Genomic DNA, 2,193 nt, shown 5'->3' with positions numbered 1-2,193 from the left:
CTAAAAGTTGGTCTTGTATGCTTTGTCATAGTTGTCACCTATTAATATATGAGGTGATTATATCACCTCTAATTAGGTGGCCAAATTTACTATGCCACTACAGTATACCGCGCCAGTATTATAGACATAGTATAATTCTTGCACGGTAGGTGCTTTAAAGCCTTGGCTAATTTGAGCAAAGGTACTTAAATTTTCATTTAAATGGTAAACAGCACCTAATTTTCCCGTAACAGCATCTTCTTTATTTTCTGAATAATTGGTAGTAAACCCTTCATCCTCTTTAGGCTTAGCTTTAAATCCATCATAGCGAACACCAGCGGTAATGATTAAGCTTTCATCCAGAAAAAAGGCTTGGTCTTGAGCAAATATGCCCCATTTTTCTAAGCGTGCATCAGGTAATCCTGTACTGCCTGGAGTGACAGTACCAAGATCGTATTTATAATCAGTATTATCGAGTTCAAACTTATCATTACTGTAGCTAACGCCATAGGTTAGTTGATGATAATGAGTTGAAAGGTCGACAAGTTTATCAAATTGAGCGTCGAATTTGATTAGATCATCGCTGGCATCACGATAACGCATTCGTTGCCCTGAACTCATAAATCCGGTCGTAGTATCGTAGTTTTTATATTCAGAATCACTTGATTGATAGTTAACTGACCAATGTAAACTATCGGCAATCGCGGTATTCATCTGCCATTCATGCTCTACACCAACTCGTAATCGATTCACATCATCTTCATTGTAGTTATCACTGTAAACCAGCGATCCCATAGGTCCCATGTTGATACTAGAACCTTCACTGTGTAACTCTTGTTCATCATAACTGCGTTGATAATACTCTACGGTTAAACCGACCCTATGATTGTCATTGACTTGGTAATACGCTTTCCCTAATAGGTTGCCAATTTTTTTCTCAGCAGGGTCTGCTTGGCCTCGGCTTTCACCTAAAGCACCTGGCCCTGAGTGATAGGTTTCTGTTTCTTGACCATCTGCATAGGTAGCCATTAGTAAGGTTTCTAAATCATTTTTACGCATCGCCCAGGTTAAAGTGTTTTTAAAAGTTTCATCTGAGGAAGTGTAAGTTGATTTTATGCCAAAGCGATTTTCATTACCGTTTGTGATTAAAATATCATCCGGATTTTTGGTTTTGAATAGAACCGCTCCGCCTAATGCATCAGAGCCATATAACGTGGAAGAGGGTCCTTTATTGATTTCAATAGCAGACAATGTATCCACTTCAATGGTACCAGGGTAATGACGTTGTTCTGATGCACCAGGATTGTAAGGTGTAGGTTGCTCAACGCCATCGACCATGACTTTGATTCGCCCTTCGTCCATACCTCGGATATTATAATCTGCAATCCCAAACCGACCTCGACCTTCTACATTTACACCTGGTGTATATTGCAGAGCTTGTTGAGGATCGGTTGAGAGTTGGTTATCGATAGTGTCATCAGATACGACACTGATTGATGAAGATACATCTTTTATATCTTGTTCGGTACGAGTGGCTGAAACCACCACCTCATTTAATGCTGTTTTTTCCGCCGCTATTAATGAGGAAGAAAAAGATAAAGCAATAGCCATAGACAGCAAGTTTGGTTTAAAGTTGAATGTAGACATATAGTTATCCATTACCATGTTGATTGATTCGGACGCATTCTAATTAATACAAATGATAATAGCTATCACTTACATTCTCATTTATGGTGTACTACAATTATGGTCATTAGGCTGGATATGGAAAATAAATTAATAATTTCAATGTATTAGTGTCTGTTTATGTGAAGGCAGATAATTTTATGATATGCACGTCATGTTTAATTATTGTGAGTCAGATCACGATATATTTAATGTAATTATAAAAAAGGATGGAACTAATTTGAATCACACTATTACATTAGAAGCTCTACATGTGTTGGATGCGATTGCGAGAAGAGGGAGTTTTGCTGCCGCAGCTCAAGAATTGAATAGGGCACCTTCCTCTTTAAGTTATCAAGTTCAAAAACTAGAACAGGATTTAGACTTAGTTATTTTTGATAGGTCTGGCCATAAAGCCGTATTTACTGAAGCTGGGTTTTTATTACTTGTCACCACCAGTGCAAAAATGATCCACTAACACCAATTGAAAATTGATCCACTTGGTATCATTCAGTTTTAACAAAACTGGATGGTGATTATGTTAACCAA

At 37.8% G+C, this 2,193-nt stretch carries 1 protein-coding gene and 1 pseudogene; one reads left to right on the top strand and one right to left on the bottom strand.

The window, feature by feature from the left end:
• Nucleotides 1–72: 72 nt before the first annotated feature.
• The gene (locus HC725_RS16450; protein WP_190332941.1) at nucleotides 73–1,626 is read right to left on the bottom strand and encodes a TonB-dependent receptor domain-containing protein; all 1,554 of its coding nucleotides are present in this window, start codon (nucleotides 1,624–1,626) and stop codon (nucleotides 73–75) included.
• 259 nt (nucleotides 1,627–1,885) lie between these two features.
• Here HC725_RS16450 and HC725_RS16445 point away from each other — a divergent pair.
• Nucleotides 1,886–2,092, top strand: a pseudogene (locus tag HC725_RS16445) (LysR family transcriptional regulator); the annotation flags it as partial.
• Nucleotides 2,093–2,193: the final 101 nt, after the last annotated feature.

It is taken from the genome of Vibrio sp. S17_S38 (assembly GCF_014694375.1).
Lineage (GTDB): Bacteria > Pseudomonadota > Gammaproteobacteria > Enterobacterales > Vibrionaceae > Vibrio.
This window is presented reverse-complemented; position numbering and strand designations above follow the sequence as displayed.